Origin of the sequence: Actinomadura barringtoniae, from assembly GCF_017573505.1 — a bacterium.
In the GTDB taxonomy this organism is placed as follows: Bacteria; Actinomycetota; Actinomycetes; order Streptosporangiales; family Streptosporangiaceae; genus Spirillospora; species Spirillospora barringtoniae.
This window is the reverse complement of record NZ_JAGEOJ010000001.1, coordinates 401,001-419,267: the sequence shown is the minus strand read 5'-3', so window position 1 is coordinate 419,267 and position 18,267 is coordinate 401,001. Positions and strand designations below refer to the sequence as shown.

Below are 18,267 nucleotides of genomic sequence, written 5' to 3'. Positions count from 1 at the left end.
GCGCCCAGAGCGTCGACCGCCAACCTGGAACGCGGCTGAGCCGATCCTGAGAGTTGGATGACCTCCCGTCTCAGAACCGCCTCAGAACTGTCTCAAAATTAGTCTCTCAATTGGGCTGGCCGAGATGGCGGTAGACGGTCGCCCGTGAGACGCCCAGGGCCCTCGCGATCTCCTCGGCGCCGTGCTCGCCCGAGGCGTGCATCCGCCGCGCCCGCTCGATCATCTCGTCGTTCATCGCCGCCGGGCGCCCGCGCCCGCGGCCGGGCTTCGCCGGTGGCGGGAGGGGTGTCTTCGCAGGTGGCTCGGGCTGCGGGCGAGGGGCCGAACGGGGCGGGGGAGTCTCGGCGAGCAGCCGCTGAACGCCCTCAAGGACGACGGGCCGGAGCGCCTCGGCGGACTCGTCGGCGAGCATCACGACGGGGTCGCTCAGCACGGCGAACGCCTGCACGGCGCGCACGCGTGCAGCCAGGTCGGGGTCCGGACCGGCGATGAGGTGTTCGGCCTGGACGGCTGTGTCGCGGAAGCTCTCGAAGACGGGGCCGTCGGCGGCGAGCGCGAGGTCCTGGGTCTGCATGCGGAGCAGGCCGCGATGCGTCAGCCAGACCTCCAGCAGGCCCTCGATGACCGCCCAGCGCCGTTCGATGGGATCGTCCAGCCGGGTGGCGGCGTCGAGCGCAGCCTTCATGTCGCGCAGCAGCGGTTCTGCCAGCGCCGACACGATGTCCTGCTTGCTCGGGAAGTGGTAGAGCACCGCGGTCTTGGTGAGGCCGAGCCGCTCGGCGATCTCCCGTAGGGAGGTCGCGTGGAAGCCGCGGGAGGCGAAGAGGTCGAGTGCGACCTCGAGGATGCGCGTGCGGGTGTCGTCCTTCACGTCTCAAATTATATCGCCATTGACTGACCGGCGGTCTGCCGTTTAGAGTCTCATTCACTGACCGATGGTCAGAAATGAGACGGCACAACGGCCGAGGAGGACGACATGAGGGTTCTGATCTCTGGAGCGAGCATCGCGGGACTGACGCTGGCGCACTGGCTGGCGCGGCACGGGTTCACGCCGACCGTGGTCGAGCGGGCGCCGGGGCTGCGTGAGGGCGGCCAGGGCGTGGACGTGCGGGACCAGGCGATCGAGGTCGTGGAGCGGATGGGGCTCATGGCCGACGTGCGGGCCCGCGCCGCCGACGTCGGCGCGATGACGTTCGTGAACGGCGCCGGGCGCGACCAGGCCCGGATCGACATCGACGCGATCAAGGCCAAGAACGCGACCGGCGAGGTCGAGATCATGCGCGGCGACCTCGTCGGGCTGCTACACGCGGCGACCGACGTCGAGTACCTCTTCGGCGACTCCATCCAGGCCCTGGACCAGGATGCCGAGGGCGTCACGGTCACGTTCGAGAGCGGTCTGGAGCGGCGGTTCGAGCTGGTCGTCGGGGCCGACGGGCTCCACTCCAACGTGCGGCGGCTGGCGTTCGGGCCGGAGTCGCGTTTCCTCCAGCACCGCGACCACTACTTCGCGTTCGCCAACGCCGACGCGAGCCTGGGCGTGGACCGGCAGATGACCGTTCACAACCTGCCCGGCAAGATGGCCGGCGTCTACCGCTCGGGTAACCACGCGCAGGCCAAGGCCTACTTCATCTACCGCAGCCCGGAGGTGGACTACGACCACCGGGACCTGGAGCAGCAGCGGGCGATGCTGCGCGAGCAGTTCGCGGACGTCTCGTCCTGGCACACGCAAGGGCTGCTCGCCAGCGCCCTGGCCGACCCCGCCATGTACTTCGACTCGCTCAGCCAGGTCCGGATGGAGTCGTGGTCGTCCGGCCGTGTGGTGCTGGTGGGTGACGCGGCCTACTGCGCCTCACCGGCGTCCGGCGCCGGCGCCGAGCTGGCGCTGACCGGCGCCTACCGGCTCGCGATCGAGCTCGCCATGGCGGGCGGTGACCACGAGGCCGCGTTCCGCCGGTACGAGGAGGGTCAGCGGGAGCTCGTCACGCGCAAGCAGCAGATCGGGCCCAACGTCCGGCTGATGGTGCCGCGGACCCGTCTCGGCATGCGCGTCCGCAACCTGGTCGCGCGCCTTCCGCTGGCGGGGATGGAACGGATCATGGCGCCCAGGAAGGTGACGCCGCTGCCCACCTACGTCTCAAATAGCAAGACACAGTTCTCAGATGATGAGAAGAGGGTCTAGTGTCGAGGACATCGGAACCGACGGCTTGAGAGGTGATGTCGATGTCCACGCAGGCGACGTACACGCACGGCTTCCACACGACCGTGCTGAGCGCGCACAGCTGGCGCACGGTCGAGAACTCGGCGGCCTACCTCATCGAGCACCTGCGGCCGGAGGACACCGTCCTGGACATCGGCTGCGGCCCGGGCACGATCACCGCCGGGATCGCCGAACGCGTCGCCGCCGTGACCGCGGCCGACTCCTCCGAGGAGGTCCTGGCCAAGGCGCGGGCCGAGATCGAGGCGCGCGGGCTGCGGAACGTCTCGTTCGCCGCGGAGGACGTCCACGCGCTGAGCTTCGCCGACGACACCTTCGACGTCGTGCACGCCCACCAGGTGCTGCAGCACGTCGGTGACCCCGTACACGCGCTGGAGGAGATGCGGCGCGTGTGCAAGCCGGGCGGGATCGTCGCGGCCCGCGACGCCGACTTCGGCGCCATGATCTGGTACCCGAGCCCGCCCGGCATGGACGACTGGTTGCCGGTCTACTACGCGGTCGCGCGCGGCAACGGCGGCGAGCCCAACGGCGGCCGGATGCTGAAGGCATGGGCGATGCGCGCGGGCTTCACCGACGTCGCCGCCAGCTCGTCCACCTGGTGCTACTCCACGCCCGAGGAACGCGAGTGGTGGAGCGAGTCATGGGGCGGCCGCCTCCTGAACTCCTCGGTCGCCGACCACGCGGTCGCCGGGGGCCACGCCACGCGCGAGGACCTGCAGCGCATCTACGACGGCTGGAAGCAGTGGGCCGCCGCCGAGGACGGCTGGTACAGCGTCACGCACGGCGAGATCATCTGCCGCGCATGACGCCGAACGGCCCGGCGGTCAGCGCTGCCAGTCGGGGTCGCGGCCGTTCGCGCCGACGAGGCGGTCGAGCACGGGCGCGTCCGCCGCGACCTCGACCGGAGGGCCGAAGGCGCCGTCGGGCCCCGGGTCGGAGTCGGCGGTCGCGGGCACGATGAACGCCAGGCAGGCCTCGGCCGTCGCGTCGTCGACGCGGTAGTCCGCGCCGATCGCGCGGGCGATGTCCCAGCCGTGCACGACGACCTCGTTCAGCGCGACCCGGCCGCCGACCGCGCCCGGCAGCGTGACGTTGCCCGCCTCGGTCATGCCCTCCCAGGCGTCGGGCTTGCGCCAGGCCTCCGCGAGCGCCGCCAGCCGTTCGGGGATGCGCGTCCGCCAGTCGTCGCCGAGCCGCGAGGCGTCGACCTCCGGCGGCGGCGAGCCGGGCGCGAAGGTCTTCTCCGCCGCCATGCGGAACGCCAGCGTGACGCCGTCGACATGGTCCAGCAGGTCGGCGACCGTGTAGGCGGGGCACGGCGTGCTGAGCGCCAGCTGCTCGTCGGTCACCGCGGCGACCAGCTCGGCCAGCGTGCGGGTGGCGGACCCGAGATCGGGGTTCATGCGGCTCCTCTGTCCATTCACTCCTTGCACAGAAGAAGACTCGCGTCCCCCGCGAAAGTCATCGCTTGCCGGGCGCCGTTCCCCAGCCGCGGCACGCGGACCCGGGCGGGTCACCGACGTCCAGGCGGCCGTGGTGGCCGGTACGGATGCCGCTGATCAGGCCGAGCAGGTCCCCGAGCGTGGTCCTCGGCTCGCGCGAGCCCTTGGTGACCTTCACCCGGAGAAGCGACTCGAGACCGCCGGTCTCGACGCAACGATCGTCGTTCTGCATGGGAGGGGTCCTCCGGTCGCCGGACATGATCCTCGTCGCCACGTTACTCCGGGACGGCCGGGAGCGAACCCTCCTTCAGGCCGTGGATCTCGGCCTCCAGCGCCGCCACCCGCTCGGCCAGGCCGGTCGGGCTGGTGGGCCCGTCCGGCCCGTCCGGCTCGTCGTCGCCGGGATCCAGCCAGTCGTCGTCCCTGGCCTCGGGAGTCAGCCACTCCAGAAACCGGCCGAACCTCGAACGAGGGTGCTCGTCGCTCACATCGCCTCCGAATGCGCGGTCACCCTCTACGACCGCCCGCGGACGCGAACCTATGCCGTCATGATCAAAAAATCGGGACGACCCGCCCGGCGCTCCCCGCGAAGGGAGGCCGAGCGGGCCGCCGATGGTCGCCGATCGGACGCGCCGGTGGAGCGCGCCGGTGGGACGCGCCGGTGGGACGCGCCGATGGGCGCCGTTCGGTCAGAACGGGCCGGTGAGCTCGCCGAGCTTGCTGGTCAGCTGCAGGTTGTGCGAGTAGTCGACCGGGACGGTGACGACCGAGACGCCGTCGTCGTCCAGCGCCTTGCGCAGCGTCGGCAGCAGCTCGCCCGCGGAGGTGACGCGGTAGCCCTTGGCCCCGAAGCTCTCCGCGTACTTCACGAAGTCGGGGTTGGTGAACTTGATGTGGGAGTTGCGGCCCATCTCCAGGTCCATCTTCCACTCGATCAGGCCGTACGCGTCGTCCTCCCAGATCAGCACCGTGATCGGGATGTTCTCGCGGACGGCGGTCTCGAGCTCCTGGGAGTTCATCAGGAACGCGCCGTCGCCGGTCGCGGCCAGCACCCTGCGTTCGGGGTGGGCGAGCTTGGCGGCGAGCGCGCCGGGCACCGAGAAGCCCATCGAGGACAGGCCGTTGGAGACCAGCAGCGTGTTCGGCTCGTACGTCGGGTACATGCGGGCCATCCACATCTTCACCGCGCCGGTGTCGGCGAGCACGATGTCCTCGCGGCCCATGGCCTCGCGGACGTCGGCGACGATGCGGCGCGGCGACAGCGGGAAGGCGTCGTCGGCCTTGCCCTGGCGCAGTTCCTCGGCCATCAGCTCGCGGATCTTGCGGCCGGTGCCGCCCGTGGTTGAGAGAGGCTCAGGGAAGCGGCGGTGCACCGAGTCGGCGAGGGTGTGCAGGGTGCGGGAGATGTCGCCCTGGATGCCGACCTCGACCGGGTAGTGGTCGTCCACCTCGGCCGGGAACTGGTGAATGTGGATGATCTTCTTGTCCGAGTGGGGGTTGATCTTGACCGGGTCGAACTCCTGGAGCTCGTACCCGACCGCGATCAGCACGTCCGCCTCGTCGAAGCCGAAGTTGACGTAGTCGTGGCGCATGAAGCCGACCGCGCCGAGCGCGTTGCGGTGGTCGTCGGGAAAGACGCCCTTGCCGTTGAACGTGGTGGCGACCGGCAGGCCGAGCTGCTCGGAGAAGTGCACCAGCGCGTGGCCCGCGTGCGCCCGGGTGGCGCCGTGGCCGGCCAGGATGATCGGCTGCCGGGCGAGCGCGATCACGTCGGCGGCGCGGGCGATCTGCGCGGGGGAGGGCTCCTGCGGGCGGACGACGTTCACCTTCAGCGGCTTCAGCGCCGCGTCGACCTTCGCGGACTCGACGTCCTCGGGGATCGCCAGGTAGACGGCGCCCGGCCGCTCGGTCTGCGCGGTCTTGAACGCCTTGCGGACCATCTCGGGCAGGGCCTCGGCGGTCGGCGCCAGCTCGGACCACTTGGTGATCGGCCGGAAGAGCGACACCAGGTCGACGATCTGGTGGGACTCCTTGTAGATGCGGTCCAGCCCGACCTGGGCGGAGATCGCGACGACGGGCGTGGAGTTGGTGGTGGCGTCGGCGACGCCGAGCTGAAGGTTGATGGCGCCCGGGCCGAGCGTGGCGGAGGCGACCCCGGCCTTGCCGGTCAGGCGGCCGTAGATCTCGGCCATGAAGGCCGCGCCCTGCTCGTGGCGGACGAGGATGTAGCGGATCGAGGAATCGTTGAGGGCGTCGACGAAGTGGATGTTCTCCTCGCCCGGGATACCGAAGACGTACTCGACGCCTTCGGCCTCGAGGGTGCGGACCAGCAGCCGGGCGGCGTCGGCCTGGGTGGACATCGTGTGTCCTTCTTCCTTACGCGTTGTAGACCATCTGGGGTGCCGGGTCGGGCATCCGCTTCAGCGTCCGGGCGACCTGGCGCATTCCATCCAACCGTGTGGCCCGCGGCACCCCGGAGGCGGGTCAGGCGGCCGGGCCGTGGCGCGCCGGAGGCGGGTCGGGCGGCGGGTCGGGCGGCGGGACGCGTGGTGGGGCGGCGTGGTGGGGCGGCGCAGGCATGGGGAGGGGCGGCCCGGTGGGATCCGGACCGCCCCTCCCCATGCCCCAGTCACTGGGTGTGTGGTCTGAACGCGAATCTAAATGCGCTCCGTTATGTTGGGAACTTTCCCTTTCGTAAGGAAGGTGGGCAAGAAAATACGAATCCTCTTACCTTCGGCGGTCTTCCGCTCAGCGGAACGATGTCGTGGCGTTCGGGCGCGATGTAGGGCAGGGTCCCAGGGCGGGCCCGTACCCGCGTTGAGGAGGAACGATGGCGTTGCTGGAGCCGGGCCACTGGACCGGCAAGATCTTCAATGGCGGCTGGGCGAGCTCCGCGGGCGGCGTCTACGACGTCGTCGAGCCGGCCACCGGCGACGTGCTCGGCAGCCTCGGCCTCGCGACCGCCGAGGACGCCTCGGCCGCCGCCGCGTCGGCCGCCGCGGCCCAGCGCGACTGGGCGGCGCGCCCGTACGCCGAACGCGCCGCGATCCTCCGCAAGGTGGGCGACCTCGTCGAGGAGCACGCCGCCGAGATCGAGGAGTGGATCGTCCGGGAGTCGGGCTCGGTGCCGCCCAAGGCCGGGATCGAGACGGGCTTCATCACCGGCGTCTGTTACGAGGCGGCGGGCCTCGCCTCCCACCCGCAGGGCCTGGTGCTGCCGTCCGCGCAGCCGCGCTGGAGCCTCGCGCGGCGTCGCCCGGCGGGCGTGGTGACCGTGATCGCGCCGTTCAACTTTCCGCTGCTGCTGGCGATGCGTTCGGTGGCGCCCGCGCTGGCGCTCGGCAACGCGGTGCTGCTGAAGCCAGACCCCCGTACGGCGGTGTGCGGCGGCGTGGTGATCGCGCGCCTCTTCGAGGAGGCGGGCCTGCCGCCCGGCCTGCTGCACCTGCTGCCCGGCGGCGCCGACGTCGGCCAGGCCGTCGTTTCGGCCCCCGAGGTCCGCGTCGTCTCGTTCACCGGATCGACCGCCGCGGGCCGCGCGATCGGTGAGGTCTGCGGGCGGCTGCTGAAGCGCGCCCACCTGGAGCTCGGCGGCAACAACGCGCTGATCGTCCTGCCCGGCGCCGACATCGAACGGGCGGTCTCGGCGGGCGCGTGGGGTTCGTTCCTGCATCAGGGCCAGATCTGCATGACCACCGGCCGCCACCTGGTCCACGAGAGCCTGCACGAGGAGTACGTCGAGGCGCTCGCGGAGAAGGCCGACAAGCTGCCGGTCGGCAACCCGGCCACCGAGCAGGTCGCGCTCGGCCCGATCATCGACCACGCCCAGCTCGAACGCATCGACGGGCTGGTGTCGGCCACGGTCGACGCGGGCGCGCGCCTGGCCGCCGGCGGCAAGCACACCGGCCCGTTCTACCGCCCGACCGTGCTCGCGCAGGTGCGGCCCGACATGCCCGCCTACGCCCGCGAGGTCTTCGGCCCTGTCGCGCCGGTGCTGCCGTTCTCCACCGACGACGAGGCGGTCGCGCTGGCCACCGCCACCGAGTACGGCCTGTCGCTGGGCGTCCTCGGCGACGTCGGCCGCGCGATGGCGATCGCCGACGCGGTCCCCTCAGGCCTGGTCCACATCAACGACCAGACCGTCAACGACGAGCCCGTCATCCCGTTCGGCGGCGTCGGCGCCTCCGGCAACGGCTCGCGCTTCGGCGGCCCCGAGGCCAACCTCGAGGCCTTCACCGAGACGCAGTGGCTGACGATGCGGGGCGACATCGCCCCGTACCCGTTCTAGACGAGGTCCTTGATCGCGCGGAGTGTGGGCTCGTCCCGCACTCCCGCGATCAGCATCGTGGTGACGGGGCTGTCCCGCCACAGCTGCAGGCGTTCCTTGATGCGGCCGATCGGGCCGAGCAGCGAGATGGAGTCGGCGAGCTCGTCCGGCACCGCCCGGATGGCCGCGGCCCGGTCGCCGTCCAGGAAGAGCCGCTGCACCTCCTTGGCCTGCTCCGCGTACCCGAGCCGGCCGATCATGTCGAGGTGGAAGTTGTGGTCGCGCGCGCCCATGCCGCCGATGTAGAACGCGAGCGGCATCTTGGCGAACTCCAAGGCCGCGTCCAGATCATCAGTAACGATCGTCGTGACCGTCGCCGCGATCTCGAAGTCGTCCGCACGCCCCGCCAGCGACGCCCCGAACAGCGCCTCGATCTGTGACGGATCCACGAACAGCGGCAGCCACCCCTGCGTCAGCTCGGCGCCGAGCGCGATGTTCTTCGGCCCCTCCGCCCCCAGGTAGATCGGGATCTCCGGCCGTACCGGATGCACGATCGACTTGAGCGGCTTCCCGAGCCCCGCGCCCCCCACGTACGGCAGCGGATAGTGCGGCCCCGGATTAGTGACCGGCGCCTCCCTCCTCCACACCTGCCGAACGATGTCCAGATACTCCCTCGTGCGCGCGAGGGGTTTGGGGAACGGCACCCCGTACCAGCCCTCCACGACCTGCGGCCCCGAGGCGCCGAGCCCGAGGATCATCCGCCCGCCCGACAGCGCGTCCAGCGTCAGCGCGTGCATCGCCGTCGCCGCCGGCGTCCGCGCCGACATCTGCGTCACCGCCGTGCCCAGCTTGATCCGCGACGTCCGCGCCGCGTACCAGGTGAGCGGCGTGAACGCGTCCGACCCGTAGGCCTCGGCCGTGAAGACCGAGTCGTATCCCAGACGTTCGGCGGCCAGCACCGTCTCGGTCTGGTCGTCGGGGTCACGCTGCCAGTAGCCGACGTTGATGCCGAGCTTCAGTTCTGCGGTCACGGATCTGCACCCTCCGGTTCGGTACGCACCGCAGATACTAGAACACGTTCTATTTTCACGGAAGGGCCGCCTGCCGCGTACCGGGCATGCGAAGGGCCCTGCCCGATCGTGCGCGAGCAGGGCCGGCCGAACGCGTGGAGTTCAGCGCGAGCGCGTGAGGCTGAGCGCGTGGAGTTAGCGGACCGCGTCCAGGAGAGTCCGCCACTCGGCGGCCGAGAACAGCAGCGCGGGACCGTCCGGGTCCTTGGAGTCGCGCACCGCGCGGCCGTTGCCGGGCAGCGCCGCGACCTCGACGCACTGGTCGCCGCTGCCGCTGTGGGACGACTTGCGCCAGGTGGTTCGGCTGAGGGTGAGGTCGGTGGGGGTGGTTTCGGTCTGCACCTTGTTCACGTGCCGCTCCTTGCAGCCTCGTGGAGGAGGGACGCGGACTCCTCGGGCGGGAGGGTGAGGGCCTCGATCCGTTCGAAACGGGCCTTATGTTGGGCTATTGCCTGCTCACTCTCGATGTAAACGTCGCCCATCGTGCCCTCGACGTAGGCGATATCTGGGTCGGCGGGCTCCTCGAACGACAGGATCGTGAACCGGCCGTCGAGCCCCGCGTGCTCGCCCGCCGAGCGCGGCAGCAGCCGGATCGTCACCCGGGGTCGCCGGGCGCTCTCGGCGAGCGACTCCAGCTGCGCGCGCATGACCTCCGCGCCCCCTATCGGACGGTAGAGGACGGCCTCGTCGAAGATGAGGTTCAGGTGCGGAGGGTCGGGTCTGTCCAGGAGCGCCTGGCGTGCCTTGCGCGCGGCGATGCGGCGTTCGATGTGGGCGGGGCCGGGAAGCATGCGGCCCGCGGTGATGACCGTACGGGCGTAGTCCTCGGTCTGCAGCAGCCCGTGCACCAGTTGCGGATCCCACGCGCGGATCTCGTCGGCCTCGTCCTCCAGCGCCACGTAGCTGCCGGTGAACACGTCCGCGTACGCGGTCCACCAGCCGCGTTGACCCGCCTGCTTGGCGAGGGTGATGAGGGCGTCGCGGTCCGGGCTCGCGACGCCGTACAGGTCCAGCATGTTGGCGACATCGCCGTGCCGCGGCCGGGTCTGGCGGGTCTCTAGGCGGGACACCGTCGCGCGCGACCAGCCGAGACGGTCGGCCACCTCCTGCAGGGTGAGGCCCTGGTCCTCGCGCAGTCGGCGGAGTTCGCGTGCGAGCCGGCGGCCCCTTACGGTCGGCCGGTACGTCATGAAGGTGAGAGTCTCGTATCCGGCCCGAGTTTTACAACGCGATTGCACAAGACGGTAGAGCAATCTCCCCAACGGTGTTGCGGACCTGAGATTCTCACGACACGCTTGAAAATGTGACGACTCGGGGACTGAAAGTAACGGGGCGGTAGGAAACCGTACGAATCGGCACGTGAACCGCGGGAGGAACCCGTGAAAACGTCGATGGAGACCGCGGACGACGCGGAGGACGACGACGGCAGTATGTCGCTCGAGGATATGGGCGGCGGGCGCCGTCGCGTGCCCGCCCAGGCGCCGCCGGACCGGCAGGGCGCGATGCCCGGCTGGGTCTGGGCGCTGCCGCGCGGTCCGGGCTGCGCCGGCCACGCCAGGTCGGTGCTCGCCGAGGCGCTCGGCTCGCTCGGCGTGTCCCGGGACACGGTGGGCGACGCGCAGCTCATGGTGAGCGAGCTGGCGACCAACGCGCACCAGCACGCGTCCGACCACGGGCCGCACGAGCTGTGGCTCTATCTGGCCGAGCCCGAGGGCAACGGCCACTCGGCAGAGGTGCGGTGCGCGGTCTTCGACGCGCACGCCGACGCCAAGCTGCCGGGCTACTCCTGGACGTCGGGCGACTGCGGGCGCGGGCTCAGCATCGTCCGCGAGCTGTCGGAGGGGCGCTGGGGCATGCTGCGCACGCTGTCGCGGCTCGGCCCGTCGGTGCCGGGCAAGGCCGTCTGGTTCGCCGTCCCCGCCGAGGTCTCCGTCCGCGCCCTGTCCATGAACGCCCCCTCGGCTCCCGCCTCGCTCCCTGAGGACACCATCTGCCGCGCGAGCGCGGCCGAAGGTCTGGCCGAGGAACGAGGCTAGATCGCGAAGCGGTGCAGCGCTCGCCGAAGCCCGGTCAGGACGAGCCGCCAGGCGAGGCCGTGGGCCGGGGTTCTTGAAACACAGCGCTTTCGACGGCTGGGGCGATGTCGGTGATGAGGCTGAGCAGGGACCCCGCCAGCAGCGTGTGGGCCTGGGCGCGGCTCAGGGTCTTCTCCTGGAGCCACTGCCGGGTCGCCACCTCGGCCAGACCGGAGTACGCGCGCAGCACCGCGCGCAGGGTGTCGGTCGGCTCCTGAACGTGCAGAACGGTCAGCATGTGCTCGACGGTGATGTCGCGCGTCTTGTTGACGATGCGGCGCAGCTCGGGGTCCTGGCCGAAGCCCTCGGCGTCGAGCGCGGCGAGCCAGGTGTCGGCGTTGGTCTCCGCGGCGTCCAGGAACAGGTGAACGCACAGGTCCACGGTCTCCTGCAGCGGCATGTCGTCGTCCGGCGGCGGGGCCTGGTCGCTGTAGTCGACCGTGAGGCCCCGGACCACCTCGAGGAACAGCTCGCGCTTGGTGCCGAAGTAGTAGTGGATCAGCCCGCGCTGCACGCCGGACTCCCGGGCGATCGCCGCCGTGGAGACGTCGGCGTAGGGGAGTTCGGTGAACATCCGCCGGGCCACGCCGAGGATCTGGTCCCGGCGTTCGTCCCGGGGGAGCCGCTGATAGCCGGCCCGCGAAGCGCGAGGTGAGGACGGAGAAGCTGCCACCCCGCCAGCCTATGCGGCGCGGCCGGGGAGCGTCCCGCGCCGCCGTCCGCGCGACGGGGAGAAGAGGTTGAGGGGACGTTCACGGTTCACCACGTAGTCGGTGGGGCGGTGCCGTACGGCGGTGGGCGTCACCTTGGCGGCGGCGCGGTTGGCCTCGATGAGCGCGGCGAAGGTGAGCGCGCGCCGGGAGTTCCACGGGATGCCGAGCTCGCGCCGCAGCGGGGCAGGGAGGAGGGCGCCGGCGGCCAGCAGGTTGAGGTGGATGTAGGCGGAGCCGAGCGGCCAGGGCATCGGCAGCTTGCGCTCGGTGTCCAGCAGCTTGGCCGAGATCGTGGTCGGGCGCAGTTCCTCCCGTACGACCCGCTGGACGTAGGCGCGGAACGCGACGTAGGTCTCCGGGCAGTGCCCCTCGGGGACGCCGCACGCGTAGGCGATCAGCTTCTGCTCGGAGTAGAAGCGCTCCCGCTCGTCGTCGCTCAGGCGGCCGAACGTCCGCTGGTAGAGGTCGATCCCGTTGTGCACGAGCGTCGCCCAGACCCACATCAGCAGGTCGGGGTCGAGCGCGCGGTAGGCGACGCCCTCGTCGGACACGCCCTCGACGCGCTTGTGCATCTGCCGCAGGATGCGCGACTGCTTGGCCGAGACCTCGGGCGCGCCGAACGACAGCTTCAGCATGATGTCGGCCGTTCGCCACAGCCGCGCGAACGGGTCGGACTCGAAGTTGGAGTACTGCGCGACGCCCGCCGCGACCAGCGGATGCGTCACCTGCAGCAGCAGCGTGGGCGCGGCGCCCAGCCCGAGGACGGGCTCGCGCATGATCTTCCAGGACATGTCGCCGGGCCGGAACGGCAGCTCGTCGGATCGCTCCATGGGTCCAGTAGAACACGTTATTGGCGCTACGCCAATAGTGCTGTCACCCCGCCGCGACTTGGGCGCCCGAGGGCGGTATGCCATCCTTGGCCTGCGACGGAAGCGGAGGAACCCGGTGCGATTCCGGGGCTGTCCCGCAACTGTGACCAGGGGAGTTCTCTCTCGCTCGTAAGCCACGGCGGCAACGCTGGAAGGCTGGGGGAGGACGTCGATCCGGGAGCCAGGAGACTCCGGCCGTCGGACAGGACCGCCACGGGCGTGGACACCCGAGGGAAGGACATGAGGCATGGCCTCAGGCAGCAGGGGTGGCGCCGCGCGCTACCCGTTCTCGGCGATCGTCGGGATGGACGACCTCAAGCTCGCGCTGCTGATCAACGCGGTGTCGCCGGGCGTCGGCGGGGTGCTCGTGCGCGGCGAGAAGGGCACCGCCAAGTCGACGATCGTCCGGGCGCTCGCCGGGCTGCTGCCCGCGGTCGCCGTCGTGCCCGGCTGCCGCTTCTCCTGCGATCCTGACGACCCTGATCCTGCCTGTCCCGACGGGCCGCACAACGCCGCCGCTGACGCCGGTGACGCCGATGCCGACGCCGGTGATCCCGGCTCGCGTGCCGAACGGCAGGCGCGCCTGGTGGAGCTGCCGGTCGGTGCCTCCGAGGATCGGCTCACCGGCTCGCTGGACATCGAACGGGCGCTGACCGAGGGCGTGAAGGCCTTCGAGCCCGGCCTGCTCGCCGCCGCGCACCGCGGCGTGCTGTACGTCGACGAGGTCAACCTCCTGCACGACCACCTGGTGGACCTGCTGCTGGACGCCGCCGCGATGGGAGAGTCCTACGTCGAACGCGAGGGCGTCTCGGTCCGGCACGCGGCGCGCTTCCTGCTGGTCGGCACCATGAACCCGGAGGAGGGCGAGCTGCGGCCGCAGCTGCTCGACAGGTTCGGGCTGACCGTCGAGGTGGCCGCCACCCGCGAGCCCGAGGAACGCGCCGAGGTCGTCCGGCGGCGGCTGCGCTACGACGACGACCCGGCCGGCTTCGCGGCGGGCTGGCGCGAGGCCGAGGCCGAGCTGGCCGAACGGATCGCCGCCGCCCGCGACCTGGTCGGCGGCGTCGAGCTGACCGACGCCGCGCTCCGCCAGATCACCGCCGTGTGCGCCGCGTTCGAGGTGGACGGGCTGCGCGCCGACCTGGTCACCGCGCGGGCCGCGATCGCGCTGGCGGCCTGGAACGGGCGGACGAGCGTGAACTCCGACGACGTGCGGACGGCCGCCCGCCTCGCGCTCCCGCACCGGCGCCGCCGCGACCCGTTCGACGCGCCCGGCCTGGACCGCGAGAAGCTCGACGAGGTCCTGGACGAGCACGACGACGACCCCCAGCCGCCCGACGACGACGGCCCGGGACCCGGCCCATCCGGTGGCGGTCCCGTCGATGGTGACGGTTCGGGTCCTGAACAGGAGCAGGAGCCGTCCAACGGATCGAGCCCGGCACAGCAGCAACAGCACGGCGAGCAGCAGCCCGCTCCGGCGGACGCCGCGTACAAGCCGAAGCTCTTCACCGTCCCCGGGACCGGCACCGGCGCGCCCGGCCGCCGCTCCAAGGCGCGCAGCCCGTACGGACGCGTCTCCGGCGCCCGGCCAGGCGCACGCAACCTGCACCTCACCGCGACCCTGCGCGCCGCCGCGCCGCACCAGCGCGCACGCGGCCGCAGCGGCCCCGGCCTGATCGTCGCCGCCGACGACCTGCGCGAGACCGTACGGGAGGGCCGCGAGGGCAACCTCGTGCTGTTCGTGGTCGACGCGAGCGGGTCGATGGCGGCGCGGCAGCGGATGCGCGCGGTCAAGGGCGCGGTGCTGAGCCTGCTGCTGGACGCCTACCAGCGCCGCGACAAGGTCGGCCTCATCACGTTCCGCGGCACCGGCGCCGACCTGGCGCTGCCGCCGACCTCCTCGGTCGAGGCGGGCGCGCGGCGGCTGGAACGCCTGCCGACCGGCGGCCGCACCCCGCTGGCCGCCGGGCTCCTGCGCGCCGCCGAGGTGCTGCGCGTCGAACGGCTGCGCGACCCGGCCCGCCGCCCGCTGCTGGTCGTCGTGACCGACGGCCGCGCCACCCACGGCCCCGACCCGGCCGCCGCGGCCGGACTGCTGAACGGCGTCGCGTCGGTCGTCGTCGACTGCGAGTCCGGGCCGGTCAGGCTGGGGCTGGCGGGACGGCTCGGTGGGCTGCTGGAGGGCGAGGTCGTACGGCTGGAGGACCTCGCCGCCGACTCGCTCGCGGGTGTCGTCCGGGACGTACGGAAGCGGGAGGTGGCCTGAGATGCCGCAGGGCAAGCCGGAGTACGTGCCCGAGGACGGGCTGACCACGCGCGAGCGCCGCAACCGGCCGCTCGTGGTCGTGCACACCGGGCCCGGCAAGGGCAAGTCGACCGCCGCGTTCGGGCTCGCGCTGCGCGCCTGGAACCAGGGCTGGCCGATCGGGGTGTTCCAGTTCGTGAAGTCGGCCAAGTGGCGGATCGGCGAGGAGCGTGCGCTGCACGTCCTCGGCGAGAGCGGCGAGGGCGGCCTGGTCACCTGGAACAAGATGGGCGAGGGCTGGTCGTGGATCCAGCGGCCAGGCACCGAGGCCGACCATGAGGCCGACGCGCGCGAGGGCTGGGAGCAGATCAAGCGCGACTTCGCCGCCGAGACCTACCGGTTCTACGTGCTCGACGAGTTCACCTACCCGATGAAGTGGGGCTGGATCGACGTCGAGGACGTCCTCTCCGTACTGAAGGACCGGCCGGGCAACCAGCACGTCGTCATCACCGGCCGCGACGCCGACCCGCGCCTGATCGAGTTCGCCGACCTGGTGACCGAGATGGGCAAGGTCAAGCACCCGATGGACCGCGGTCAGAAGGGCCAGAAGGGCATCGAGTGGTGACGGTCGTGATGTCCCGGGTCCCGCGCGTCGTCGTGGCCGCGCCCGCGTCGGGCAGCGGCAAGACGACCGTGGCCACCGGGCTGATGGCGGCGTTCGCGGCGCGCGGCCTGCGGGTGTCGCCGCACAAGGTCGGTCCGGACTACATCGACCCCGGCTACCACGCGCTGGCGACCGGGCGCCCGGGACGCAACCTCGATCCGTGGCTCACGTCGGAGGAGCTGATCGCGCCGCTGTTCCTGCACGGGGCAGCGGGCGCTGATGTGGCCGTGGTCGAGGGCGTGATGGGGCTGTACGACGGAGCCTCGGGCGAGGGGGACTTCGCCTCGACGGCGCATGCGGCACGGCTGCTGGACGCGCCCGTGATCCTGGTGGTCGACGCGTCGGCGGCGGGGCGTTCGGTGGCCGCGATGGTGCACGGGTTCCGCACGTACGGGGACGGCGTGCAGCTCGGCGGCGTGATCCTCAACCAGATCGGGTCGCAGGGGCACGAGCGGCTGTGCCGTGAGGCTGTGGAGGAGCTCGGCGTTCCGGTGCTGGGTGCGCTGCGGCGGCGCGATGACGTGGCCAAGCCGTCGCGCCACCTCGGGCTCGTTCCGGCGGCCGAACGCAGCGCCGAGGCCGTCGAGACGGTCGAACGGCTGGGCGCGCTGGTGGCCGAGTCGTGCGATCTCGATGCCGTGCTGGCGCTCGCTCGGAGCGCGCCCGGACTGGCGGGCCCGGCGTGGGCGCCTGGGGCCGAACGCGCCGAACGTGGTGAACGCATCGAGCGTGGTGAACGCGCCGAACGTGGTGAACGCATCGAGCGTGGTGAACGCATCGAGCGCGGCGAGCGCGTGGAACGGGGCGCGACGGTGCGGGTCGCGGTGGCGGGCGGCGAGGCGTTCACCTTCGGGTACGCCGAGAACGAGGAGCTGCTGGCGGCCGCCGGAGCCGAGGTCGTGCGCTTCGATCCGCTGCGCGACGAACGGCTGCCCGACGGCACGCGCGGCATCGTGATCGGCGGCGGCTTCCCCGAGGTGTACGCGGCGGACCTGTCGGCCAACGAGCCGCTCCGCAAGGAGGTCGCCGCGTTCGGCGGGCCCGTGTACGCCGAGTGCGCCGGGCTGCTCTACCTGGCCGAGGAACTGGACGGGCAGCCGATGTGCGGCGTCCTGACCGGAGTGACCGCGACGATGGCGCCGCGGCTCACGCTGGGTTACCGTGCCGCCGTCGCGGTCTCCGACTCGCCCGTGGCACGCGCGGGTGAACGCGTGCACGGGCACGAGTTCCACCGGACCGTCACCGAGCCGGGAGCGGGCGAGACCGCGGCCTGGCAGTGGTCCAAGGCGGGGCCGGAAGGCTTCGTGCGGGGCGGCGTCGTCGCCTCGTACCTGCACCTGCACTGGGCCGGCACGCCGTGGTTCGCGCAGAGGTTCGTGGAGGCCTGCCGATGAGTGGCGAAGAGACGTTCCGGACCGAGACGCCGCTGGTCGGTGGGCGGGTGGAGCTGCGCGCCTACGGGCTGGACGACGCCGAGGCGCTGATCGAGATCATCCGGGCGGGCGAGGGCTTCCTGCCGCCCAACTTCCCGAAGGAGCTCGACGCCGAGCTGCTGGCGTGGTGGCTGACCGAGGGCGTGCACCAGCCCCGGCGGTACGGGCTGGCCGCGCACTTCGCGGTGATCGACCGCGAGAGCGGCGCGTTCTGCGGAACGATCGGGCTGTTCCGGGTCGACTGGTCGCAGCTGACCTGCGAGGTCGGCTACGGCATGCGGCCCGGCCTGCGCGGGCGCGGCTACGCGACCGACGCGCTGCGGCTGGTCGCGGAGTGGGCGCTGCGCGAATGCGGGCTTCACCGGGTCGAACTGCGCGCCGCCACGTCCAACATCGCCTCGATCCGGGTGGCGGAGAAGGCCGGGTTCCTGCGGGAGGGGCGTGCGCGCGGCGCCGAACGCGGGCCGGGCGGGACCAACCACGACCAGTTCGTCTTCAGCATGCTGGAAGCGGATCTGGATCGCCGGGACGCCGATCGCCGGGAGGTCGCACCTCCCGAGCTGGTCGGGATCGGGGTCGGGCCGGGCGATCCGGAGCTGGTGACCGCCAAGGCCGTGCGGATCCTGCGCGAGGCCGACGTCGTGCTGGTGCCGGTCATGGCGCTGGACGAGGAGGGCCGTGCGGAGTCGGTCGTACAGGCCTACACGGGCAAGGCCGAGCGGGTCGTCTTCGCCCTGAACGACCGGGGCGGGGTGACCGAGAAGCGCGCCGCGGCCTGGGACGGCGCCGCCGAACGGGTCGTGCGGGCGTTCGAGGAGGGCGCGCGGCGGGTCGTCTTCGCGACGATCGGCGACCCCAACGTCTACTCGACGTTCACCTACCTGGCGCAGACCGTGCGGGAACGGATGCCCGCCGTCGCCGTCCGGACCGTACCGGGGATCACCGCGATGCAGGACCTGGCGGCGCGTTCGGGGACCGTGCTGGTCGAGGGCTCGGAGTCGCTGGAACTGGTGCCGCTCGCGAAGGGGACCGACGGCCTGGACGCGGCGCTGGAGACGGGCAACACCGTCGTGGCCTACAAGTTCGGCTCCGTCGCGCCCGCGGTGGTCGAGGCGCTCAAGGACGCCGGGCGGCTGGAGGACGCCGTCTACGGCGCGCGGCTCGGGCTCGAGGGCGAGGAGATCCGCCCGGCGCACGAGCTGACCGGGCCCGTTCCCTATCTGTCGACGTTGATCATTCCTGGGCGCAGGACCAGCCGTGGAGGCAAGCTGTGA

At 71.8% G+C, this 18,267-nt stretch carries 18 protein-coding genes and 1 riboswitch; of the genes, 8 read left to right on the top strand and 10 right to left on the bottom strand.

Going from position 1 to position 18,267, the window contains the following annotated elements:
* Positions 1–106: 106 nt before the first annotated feature.
* Entirely contained in the window at positions 107–871 is a 765-nt protein-coding gene (locus J4573_RS55890; RefSeq protein WP_208253410.1) for a TetR family transcriptional regulator, read from the bottom strand.
* Positions 872–976: 105 nt separating this feature from the next.
* Between J4573_RS55890 and J4573_RS01820 the strand changes: the two genes are divergently transcribed.
* The gene (locus J4573_RS01820) at positions 977–2,179 is read left to right on the top strand and encodes an FAD-dependent monooxygenase (protein WP_208253409.1); all 1,203 of its coding nucleotides are present in this window, start codon (positions 977–979) and stop codon (positions 2,177–2,179) included.
* Between the two features lie 41 nt (positions 2,180–2,220).
* Positions 2,221–3,021, top strand: a complete 801-nt coding sequence (locus tag J4573_RS01815; RefSeq protein WP_208253408.1) for a class I SAM-dependent methyltransferase — start codon at positions 2,221–2,223, stop codon at positions 3,019–3,021.
* A gap of 18 nt (positions 3,022–3,039) precedes the next feature.
* On the opposite strand, the gene J4573_RS01810 is transcribed toward J4573_RS01815, so the two are convergent.
* From J4573_RS01810 to J4573_RS01795, 4 genes are all read right to left on the bottom strand, one after another.
* Positions 3,040–3,618 (bottom strand): TIGR03086 family metal-binding protein, encoded by a 579-nt coding sequence (locus J4573_RS01810; protein ID WP_208253407.1) that lies wholly within the window; start codon positions 3,616–3,618, stop codon positions 3,040–3,042.
* 58 nt (positions 3,619–3,676) lie between these two features.
* Positions 3,677–3,889 (bottom strand): hypothetical protein, encoded by a 213-nt coding sequence (locus J4573_RS01805; protein WP_208253406.1) that lies wholly within the window; start codon positions 3,887–3,889, stop codon positions 3,677–3,679.
* A gap of 43 nt (positions 3,890–3,932) precedes the next feature.
* Positions 3,933–4,145, bottom strand: coding sequence for a hypothetical protein (locus J4573_RS01800; RefSeq protein ID WP_208253405.1), 213 nt, complete (start codon positions 4,143–4,145; stop codon positions 3,933–3,935).
* Between the two features lie 201 nt (positions 4,146–4,346).
* The gene (locus J4573_RS01795) at positions 4,347–6,017 is read right to left on the bottom strand and encodes an acetolactate synthase large subunit (RefSeq protein ID WP_208253404.1); all 1,671 of its coding nucleotides are present in this window, start codon (positions 6,015–6,017) and stop codon (positions 4,347–4,349) included.
* A gap of 470 nt (positions 6,018–6,487) precedes the next feature.
* Here J4573_RS01795 and J4573_RS01790 point away from each other — a divergent pair, with 470 nt between their 5' ends.
* Complete coding sequence (locus tag J4573_RS01790; RefSeq protein WP_208253403.1) at positions 6,488–7,945, top strand: benzaldehyde dehydrogenase; 1,458 nt, start codon at positions 6,488–6,490, stop codon at positions 7,943–7,945.
* On the opposite strand, the gene J4573_RS01785 is transcribed toward J4573_RS01790, so the two are convergent.
* The 3 genes from J4573_RS01785 to J4573_RS01775 all read right to left on the bottom strand — a co-directional run bounded on the left by J4573_RS01785 (position 7,942) and on the right by J4573_RS01775 (position 10,184).
* Positions 7,942–8,955 (bottom strand): LLM class F420-dependent oxidoreductase, encoded by a 1,014-nt coding sequence (locus J4573_RS01785; protein ID WP_208253402.1) that lies wholly within the window; start codon positions 8,953–8,955, stop codon positions 7,942–7,944. The two genes, J4573_RS01790 and J4573_RS01785, sit on opposite strands and share 4 nt — an antisense overlap.
* 174 nt (positions 8,956–9,129) lie before the next feature.
* Positions 9,130–9,345, bottom strand: coding sequence for a DUF397 domain-containing protein (locus J4573_RS01780; protein ID WP_307796450.1), 216 nt, complete (start codon positions 9,343–9,345; stop codon positions 9,130–9,132).
* A complete protein-coding gene (locus J4573_RS01775; RefSeq protein ID WP_208253401.1) occupies positions 9,342–10,184 on the bottom strand; it encodes a helix-turn-helix domain-containing protein in 843 nt (280 codons plus the stop codon). The genes J4573_RS01780 and J4573_RS01775 overlap by 4 nt, the downstream gene beginning before the upstream one ends.
* Before the next feature lie 189 nt (positions 10,185–10,373).
* Between J4573_RS01775 and J4573_RS01770 the strand changes: the two genes are divergently transcribed.
* A complete protein-coding gene (locus tag J4573_RS01770; protein ID WP_208253400.1) occupies positions 10,374–11,030 on the top strand; it encodes an ATP-binding protein in 657 nt (218 codons plus the stop codon).
* Between the two features lie 34 nt (positions 11,031–11,064).
* Here J4573_RS01770 and J4573_RS01765 read toward each other — a convergent pair whose 3' ends face one another.
* Together J4573_RS01765 and J4573_RS01760 are read right to left on the bottom strand one after the other, a co-directional pair.
* Positions 11,065–11,742, bottom strand: coding sequence for a TetR/AcrR family transcriptional regulator (locus J4573_RS01765; protein ID WP_208253399.1), 678 nt, complete (start codon positions 11,740–11,742; stop codon positions 11,065–11,067).
* A 9-nt stretch (positions 11,743–11,751) separates the two neighbouring features.
* The gene (locus tag J4573_RS01760; RefSeq protein WP_208253398.1) at positions 11,752–12,612 is read right to left on the bottom strand and encodes an oxygenase MpaB family protein; all 861 of its coding nucleotides are present in this window, start codon (positions 12,610–12,612) and stop codon (positions 11,752–11,754) included.
* Positions 12,613–12,717: 105 nt separating this feature from the next.
* Positions 12,718–12,843: riboswitch (cobalamin riboswitch) on the top strand.
* Positions 12,844–12,898: 55 nt separating this feature from the next.
* Between J4573_RS01760 and J4573_RS01755 the strand changes: the two genes are divergently transcribed.
* The 4 genes from J4573_RS01755 to cobI are packed head-to-tail and all read left to right on the top strand — an operon-like array spanning position 12,899 to position 18,267.
* A complete protein-coding gene (locus J4573_RS01755) occupies positions 12,899–14,917 on the top strand; it encodes a putative cobaltochelatase (RefSeq protein WP_208253397.1) in 2,019 nt (672 codons plus the stop codon).
* A gap of 1 nt (position 14,918) precedes the next feature.
* Complete coding sequence (gene cobO, locus J4573_RS01750) at positions 14,919–15,521, top strand: cob(I)yrinic acid a,c-diamide adenosyltransferase (RefSeq protein ID WP_208253396.1); 603 nt, start codon at positions 14,919–14,921, stop codon at positions 15,519–15,521.
* Positions 15,522–15,529: 8 nt separating this feature from the next.
* On the top strand, positions 15,530–16,954 hold the full coding sequence (locus J4573_RS01745) for a cobyrinic acid a,c-diamide synthase CobB (RefSeq protein WP_208253810.1): 1,425 nt from the start codon (positions 15,530–15,532) through the stop codon (positions 16,952–16,954).
* A complete protein-coding gene (cobI, locus tag J4573_RS53535) occupies positions 16,951–18,267 on the top strand; it encodes a precorrin-2 C(20)-methyltransferase (RefSeq protein ID WP_243772294.1) in 1,317 nt (438 codons plus the stop codon). Before J4573_RS01745 ends, cobI begins: the two co-directional genes overlap by 4 nt.

Coding starts and splice junctions, on each gene's coding strand:
- cobI (WP_243772294.1), top strand. CDS start 16,951: ATGAGTGGCGAAGAGACGTTCCGGACCGAGACGCCGCTGGTCGGTGGG.
- J4573_RS01820 (WP_208253409.1), top strand. CDS start 977: ATGAGGGTTCTGATCTCTGGAGCGAGCATCGCGGGACTGACGCTGGCG.
- J4573_RS01760 (WP_208253398.1), bottom strand. CDS start 12,612: ATGGAGCGATCCGACGAGCTGCCGTTCCGGCCCGGCGACATGTCCTGG.
- J4573_RS01810 (WP_208253407.1), bottom strand. CDS start 3,618: ATGAACCCCGATCTCGGGTCCGCCACCCGCACGCTGGCCGAGCTGGTC.
- J4573_RS01745 (WP_208253810.1), top strand. CDS start 15,530: ATGTCCCGGGTCCCGCGCGTCGTCGTGGCCGCGCCCGCGTCGGGCAGC.
- J4573_RS01795 (WP_208253404.1), bottom strand. CDS start 6,017: ATGTCCACCCAGGCCGACGCCGCCCGGCTGCTGGTCCGCACCCTCGAG.
- J4573_RS01790 (WP_208253403.1), top strand. CDS start 6,488: ATGGCGTTGCTGGAGCCGGGCCACTGGACCGGCAAGATCTTCAATGGC.
- J4573_RS01755 (WP_208253397.1), top strand. CDS start 12,899: ATGGCCTCAGGCAGCAGGGGTGGCGCCGCGCGCTACCCGTTCTCGGCG.
- cobO (WP_208253396.1), top strand. CDS start 14,919: ATGCCGCAGGGCAAGCCGGAGTACGTGCCCGAGGACGGGCTGACCACG.
- J4573_RS01815 (WP_208253408.1), top strand. CDS start 2,221: ATGTCCACGCAGGCGACGTACACGCACGGCTTCCACACGACCGTGCTG.
- J4573_RS01805 (WP_208253406.1), bottom strand. CDS start 3,889: ATGCAGAACGACGATCGTTGCGTCGAGACCGGCGGTCTCGAGTCGCTT.
- J4573_RS01775 (WP_208253401.1), bottom strand. CDS start 10,184: ATGACGTACCGGCCGACCGTAAGGGGCCGCCGGCTCGCACGCGAACTC.